This is a genomic window from Gemmatimonadaceae bacterium (assembly GCA_030647905.1).
Classification (GTDB): Bacteria; Gemmatimonadota; Gemmatimonadetes; order Gemmatimonadales; family Gemmatimonadaceae; genus UBA4720.
The window spans coordinates 1-6918 of record JAUSJA010000006.1 but is presented as its reverse complement, the minus strand read 5'-3'; the positions used below and the strand labels follow the sequence as shown (position 1 = coordinate 6918).

Annotated in this window: 4 protein-coding genes; 1 reads left to right on the top strand and 3 read right to left on the bottom strand. The window is 63.6% G+C overall.

Features of this window, described 5'->3' with window-relative positions; all coding sequences use genetic code 11:
* Positions 1–529: 529 nt before the first annotated feature.
* Positions 530–3802: a chemotaxis protein CheB gene (locus Q7S20_00475; protein ID MDO8500300.1), complete on the top strand. Its 3273-nt coding sequence runs from the start codon at positions 530–532 to the stop codon at positions 3800–3802.
* Positions 3803–3822: 20 nt separating this feature from the next.
* Here Q7S20_00475 and xseA read toward each other — a convergent pair whose 3' ends face one another.
* The 3 genes from xseA to rny all read right to left on the bottom strand — a co-directional run.
* Positions 3823–5028 carry an exodeoxyribonuclease VII large subunit gene (gene xseA, locus Q7S20_00470; GenBank protein ID MDO8500299.1) on the bottom strand — a complete coding sequence of 402 codons (1206 nt, stop codon included), beginning with the start codon at positions 5026–5028 and terminating at the stop codon, positions 3823–3825.
* Positions 5025–5912: a bifunctional methylenetetrahydrofolate dehydrogenase/methenyltetrahydrofolate cyclohydrolase FolD gene (folD, locus tag Q7S20_00465; protein MDO8500298.1), complete on the bottom strand. Its 888-nt coding sequence runs from the start codon at positions 5910–5912 to the stop codon at positions 5025–5027. Before folD ends, xseA begins: the two co-directional genes overlap by 4 nt.
* Positions 5902–6918: ribonuclease Y (rny, locus tag Q7S20_00460; protein MDO8500297.1), on the bottom strand; the 1017-nt coding region annotated here is incomplete at its 5' end. The genes rny and folD, both read right to left, overlap by 11 nt.

Genomic DNA, 6918 nt, shown 5'->3' with positions numbered 1-6918 from the left:
CTCGCACGCACACCTCAGCGCGCATAAGCTCGACTTCCGACATCCTCGTCCTCTCCACCGACCCAACCCTCGCAAAGAATCGAGTCGATAGGGGACATTTCTATTTTGGAATCAAGGGGACATTATCGGTTTGGTTCAACACTCCTGTAAAGTCTGGGCACGGGAAATCCTGAGTAGCGTGTAACGCGGCGTGCGAGAACCGTTCCGGGAGCCGCAAACGAGGCTTTCCCCCGGGCTGCACCAGACGAATTCGTTCCGCACTCCGGCTCCGCACTCCGTAGTGGGTCAGTTTCGAGTTGGCAGGATGGAGGCGAGCCGCCATGCGTGCCACGGAGAATGGAGGCCCTCAGCACCGCACTATGCGTGGTCCCGCAGTTCCCCCAACAACCGTTTCCCTCCGTGTGCTTCGTGTCTTGTGACAAGTGCAGAGACATGGCTAAACTGACCCACTACCCCGCACTCCGGCTTTGACTGCCGGCATCCGGTACCCGTATGTTTAAATTACTTCAGCCGCGGAATACAGGTCAGCATGACGGACGGCGACCAGATAATTGAACACGATGGGCAACTTCGGTTCCCGGTTGTGGGGATCGGCGCGTCCGCGGGAGGGCTGTCCGCTCTCAGGGCATTCTTCGACGCGGTTCCGGATAAGTGTGGAATGGCTTTCGTCGTGATCGTTCACCTCGATCCGAACCACAAGAGCCACATGGCGGAGCTGCTCCAGGCGCACACGCCGATGCGCGTTCGCCAGGTCACAAAGGCGACAAAGCTGCAGCCTGACCAGGTCTACATCATACCCCCAGACAAGGACCTGACCCTCGCCGACGGACACTTCCGCCTCGCCGCCAGGGCCCAACCCAACCGCAGCCGGGCGCCAATCGATGGCTTCTTCAAGACCCTGGCCGAGTCACACTCGGCGGATGCAGTGGGTATCGTACTTTCGGGGACGGGCTCCGACGGAGCGCAAGGCATCAGGTGGATCAAGGAGAGAGGGGGCGTCACCATGGCCCAGTCTCCTGACGAAGCCGAGCACAGCGCGATGCCGGAGAGTGCAGTCGCCACCGGACAGGTGGATATCGTCCTTCCCGTTGCGCAGCTGGGCGCAGAGGCCATGCGCCTCTGTCGTAGCGACAAGATAGAATCTTCAGCGGCAGACAGCCCGGCTGCGAAGCGCGACGACGCCGTGGTGCGGGAGATTCTGGCGCTCGTGCGGGTAAGCACCGATCACGATTTCAGCGGCTACAAGAGATCGACGATCGATCGCCGCATCAGGCGCCGCGCTCAGTTCGCACATGCCGCCAATCTGGCTGACTACCTTCGACTCATCAGCGCCGACCGCAAGGCGCTGCTGGCGCTCTACGATGATCTGCTGATCGCTGTGACGAGCTTCTTTCGGGACCCGGATGCGTTCGCTTCGCTCGAGCGGGAAGTCGTCCCGCGGCTGTTCGAGAACAGGGACTCGTCGGACACGATTCGCGTCTGGGTCACGGGCTGCGCAACCGGCGAGGAAGCCTACTCGATAGCCATCCTGCTCTGTGAGCATGCGGAAGGACTGGCAGACCCGCCACCGATTCAGGTGTTCGCAACCGACGTTCACGAGCGCGCGTTCGCCTTCGCGCGCGAAGGGCTCTACCCTGAGTCAATTGCGGCCGATGTATCCGACGCCCGGCTGGGCCGGTTCTTCACGCACGAGCCTGGCGGGTACAGGGTGAGAAAGATCGTCCGCGAAAAGGTCGTGTACGCCACGCACAATCTGCTGAGGGATCCGCCCTTTCTGAGGCTCGATCTCATCACCTGCAGAAATCTCCTCATCTACCTCCAGCGCGACGCACAACGCCGGGCATTGGAGCTCTTTCACTTCGCACTTCGGCCAGGCGGCAACCTGTTTCTCGGCACATCGGAATCGATCGAGGATGCGTCGAAGACGTTCGCGGTCGTGGACAAGAAATATCGGATCTTCCGGTCGCTGGACGTACCGCAGACGTCGCTGCCCCGCCTGGTGCAGGCTGCACTCGGGGATCCCGGAGCAGAACGCAGACAATCCGACCGACTGGCGAATGTCACGCACTTCGGCGCGGTGCACAGAAGGCTGCTCGAAGCATATGCGCCGCCCAGTCTCGTGGTGAACGGAGATGGAGAGATTGTCCACCTCTCGGACGGAGTCGGGCGATTTCTGCAGCTCGGCGGCGGCGAGCCCACAAGAAAGTTACTCGACCTGGTGTCGGGCAGTGTGCGCCCGAAGTTGAGGACACTGCTATCGCGAGCGCTCTCTGCCGGAGAACGCGCGGAGACACGCGGTCTTGCGATTACGGTTGACGGAAGGAAGCGCATCGTGGACGTGATTGCGCGACCGGTTCGCGGGAGCGCCAGCGCGGATTCGTTCGCCCTCATCGTGTTCGACGAGCAGGACGATGCCAGCCATGAACCGGCGGATGTTCCGGGCACGCCGAAGCTACGCACCAGAGGAACGGACGCAGTGAGAGAGCTCGAGCGCGAGCTGGAAGAGACCAGATCGCAGCTCAATGTCACGCTCGAGGAGCACGAAACTGCGACCGAGGAGCTCAAGGCTTCGAACGAAGAGCTCCAGTCGATCAACGAGGAGCAGAGAGCGACCGACGAGGAGCTCGAAGCGAGCAGGGAGGAGCTCCAGTCGATGAATGAAGAGCTCCAGACGATCAACCAGGAGTACCGGAGCAAGAACGAGGAGCTGGGTCAGGTCAACGCCGACCTGGTGAACCTGATCGACTCGACGGAGATCGGGACGATCTTCCTCGACAGGACTCTCAGGCTTCGCCGCTTCACGCCGGCAGTGTCCAGCTTGTTCAACGTGCTTCAGTCGGACGTCGGCCGTCCGCTGGCGGACCTTACGCACCGGCTCCTTTATCCCGCCATGCTGGACGAGGCCCGCGAGGTAATGCGCACGCTCCTGCGCGTCGAGAGCGAAGTCCGCTCAGGCGACGGGCGATGGTTCACAGTGCGCATATCGCCCTATCGATCGCTCGACGACAGGATCGAGGGAATCGTAATGACTCTGGTCAACACGACGGACCGCAAAGCGGCCGAGGTGGAACGCGAGCGACTGCTCAATGAAGTCCAGGCGGCCAGCGTGGCCAAATCCAATTTCATCGGGGTCATGTCTCACGAGTTGCGTACGCCGCTCAATGCAATCATCGGTTATGCTGATATCCTGGCCGCAGGCGCGGTCGGCCCGGTCACTGCTGAACAGGCTGCGCACCTTGACCGCGTCAAGGCGAGCGCAATTCATCTCGCGCACATGATCGATGATTCTCTTCAATCGGTGCGGATCGAGGCGGGGGTCGCCACTCTCGACAACGAAAGCGTCGATGTGGCGGCTCTCGTCCGCGAGGTTGCCATCGTCACGGAGCCGCTCATGACCGCGAAGAAGCTCCGGTTCGAAGTAAGGGCGGAGGACGGACCGCCGATTTTTGCCGACGCTACGAAGATCCGTCAGATCCTGTTCAATCTCCTCGGAAATGCGGTGCGCTACACAGACCGGGGAGAGGTTTCCATTTCCAGCCGCGTGTCCGACCACGGCGCGACGATAACCATCGAGGACTCGGGGATCGGCATCTCCGCCGAGCATCTCGAGAAGATCTTCGAGCGATTCTGGCAGGTTGACCAGAGCAGGACCAGAGTGCGGGGAGGCGCGGGGCTGGGATTGATGGTGAGCCGGTCGCTTGCCCGCGTGTTGGGTGGCGATCTGTATGTGACGAGCGAGCTTGGACGTGGGAGTCGCTTCGTGCTCCGGCTGCCGAAGGGCGAAGCAACGGGTAACGGGTAACGGGTAACGGGCAACGGTTCTTATTCGATCTCTTCTGTCCGGGCAGTGACGATGCCATCGCGGAGCGTCAGGCGGAAACGATCGCCGACCCCGAACTCCGCGAATGATGACAGGAGCCTGCCGTCGATGGTTCGCGCGACCGCATAGCCGCGCTCGAGGGTCGCGAGCGGACTCAGTGCATTGAGACGGCCGGCGGTCGCGCCGATCTGCGCGCGGCGGCGCTCCGCAGCGCGAATCGATGCCAGCCGCATGTCGCGCGCGATGGCGCGCAGATCGAGCGCGGCGGACTCGGCGCGGCGCTGCACACCGGAGGTGAGCCGCCGCCGCTGCGCGACGAGAGCGGCAAGCATGTCGGCGGCCGCGGGAATCGCCGTTTCGGCGGCCGCGGACGGCGTCGCCGCACGAACATCCGCGACGAGATCGCACACGGTAGTGTCTATCTCGTGCCCAACGGCCGAGATGACAGGGATGCGGCAGGTGGCAACGGCGCGTGCCACCCGCTCGTCGTTGAATGCCCACAGATCCTCGCGAGACCCGCCGCCGCGCCCGACGATGAGAACGTCGGCTCCTCCCCACCGCATGATCCGATCGATGGCGGCGCAAATCTCGGCGGGGGCGCCATCTCCCTGCACCGCCGCACCGCAAACGACGACACGCATTCCGGGCCGCCGACGTTGCACCACCGAGAGGATGTCACGGATCGCCGCCCCGCTCGTGCTCGTGACCACGGCGACAACCCGCGGGTGGCGCGGAAGAGCGCGCTTGCGCTCCGGAGCCAGGAGGCCGTCGGCGGTGAGCCGGTCAACCGTCTGCTGCATTGCCTTGCGCCAGAGCCCGTCGCCGGCCGCCTCGATACGCGTGACGCGCAGCTGAAGCGTTCCCTTCGCCGGGTACAGCGTCATCTGCACCTGGGCGATGACCTGCATTCCATCGTCAGGTGGCGCCGGGATGCCGCGCTGGTCGCTCGCCCACGCCACGCACGACATCTGCGCGGACGAATCGCGCAGACAGAAGTACCAGTGTCCGCTTCGATATGACTTGAAGTCGCTGACTTCGCCGCGCACCCAGAATCTGCCGAATGCACTCTCGACTATCGTCTTCGTCGCGTCGTTGAGCTCGCTGATCGAGATCGCCGTCTCCGGTGAACGTCCCGGTGCGTCAGGCGGGACGGGCGCATACGGCGACACACCCATGTCGAACGGCCGGTTCCGCCCCCGGTAGTTCATGCCTTGGCGAACGCCGATGCGGCTCGTACCGTGTTCGCGAGAAGCATCGCTATCGTCATTGGGCCAACGCCGCCGGGAACCGGCGTGATCTTCGATGCGACCTGACTGACGGACGCGAAGTCCACGTCACCGACGAGGCGATATCCGTTCGGTACGGACGGATCTGGAATGCGATTCATCCCGACGTCTATCACAACTGCGCCGGGCCGGATCATCTCCGCCGTCACGAGGCCCGCTCTTCCCGCAGCCACTATGAGTATGTCGGCGCGCTTCGTGTGCGCGGCGAGATCGCGCGTGTGGCGATGGCAAACAGTGACCGTTCCGTTTGCGCCGGCCGCGTCCTGCATGAGCAGCGCGGCCATCGGCTTGCCGACGATATTGCTGCGTCCGACGATCACGCAGTCGGCGCCGTTCGTGTCCACTCCTGAGCGCCGCAGCATCTCCTGGATTCCCGCGGCGGTGCACGGCACGAATCCGTCGCGCTCTCCAATCAGCAGCTTGCCGACATTTACCGGATGGAATCCGTCCACGTCCTTGCGCGGATCGATGGCGCGAATGACCGCGTCCGCATCGAGATGCTTCGGCAGCGGCATCTGGACGAGGATCCCGTGAACCAGCGAATCCGCGTTGAGAGCCTTGACGACTTTGGAAAGCTCGGTCTGGGACGTGGACGCAGGCAGTTGAATGGACACGCTGTGCATCCCGGCCTCTTCGCACGCCTTCCCCTTCGATCGTACATAGACGGTGCTTGCCGGGTCCTCGCCCACGAGCACGACCGCAAGCCCGGGCCTGATTCCCCGCTCCGTCAGTCGGGCGGCTTTTTCGGCAGTTTCCTGGCGAATAGCGCGCGCGATTGCGACGCCGTCTATGAGTTCAGCGCGCAAAGTCCACCGCGCGTGTCTCGCGGATCAGCACGATCTTGATCTGTCCGGGATACTGAAGCTCTGCCTCGATGCGTCGCGCGATTTCTTCGCTCAGCGTCGTCATCCGCGCGTCGTCCACGTCGTCCGGCGTGACAATCACGCGCACTTCGCGGCCGGCCTGGATGGCGAACACCTTCTCGACGCCGCGATAGCTCGACGCGATGCGCTCGAGTCCCTCGAGACGCTTGACGTAGGTTTCGAACGCTTCACGGCGCGCCCCCGGACGCGAGCCGGAAATCGCATCGGCGGCCTGCACGAGCACGGAGATCTCGCTCTCGTGCGGAACGTCGTCGTGGTGCGCGGCGATGCAGTTGATGACGAGTGGATGCTCGCCGTAGCGCGTCGCCATCTCCACGCCGAGCTGCACGTGGGTGCCCTCATGCTCGTGCGTGAGCACCTTGCCGATGTCGTGCAGCAGCGCGCCGCGGCGCGCCATTGCCACGTCGAGGCCCAGCTCGGCCGCCATGATGCCGGCGAGCCACGCCACTTCCTGCGAGTGATTCAGAATGTTCTGCCCGTAGCTCGTGCGCCACCGCATCCGCCCGATCAGCTTGATGATCTCCTGATGCAGCCCGTGCACGCCGCTGGCGTACGCGGCCCGCTCGCCAGTGTCGATGATTCCGGCATCCACTTCCTCGCGCGACTTGGCGACGACTTCCTCGATGCGCCCGGGATGGATGCGCCCGTCGGCGACGAGCTTCTCGAGCGACAGCCGCGCGACCTCGCGGCGCACCGGATCGAAGCACGACACGACAACGGTGTCAGGCGTGTCGTCAATGATCACGTCCACACCAGTCGCAAGCTCGAACGCGCGGATGTTGCGGCCTTCGCGCCCGATGATGCGGCCTTTCAAATCATCGCTGGGCAGGGCCACGGTACTGGTCATGAGCTCGCTGAAATGCCCGCTGGAAAAACGCTGGATTGCCAGGGCTGTGATTTTTTTGGCTTCGCGCTCGGCCGTTTCCTT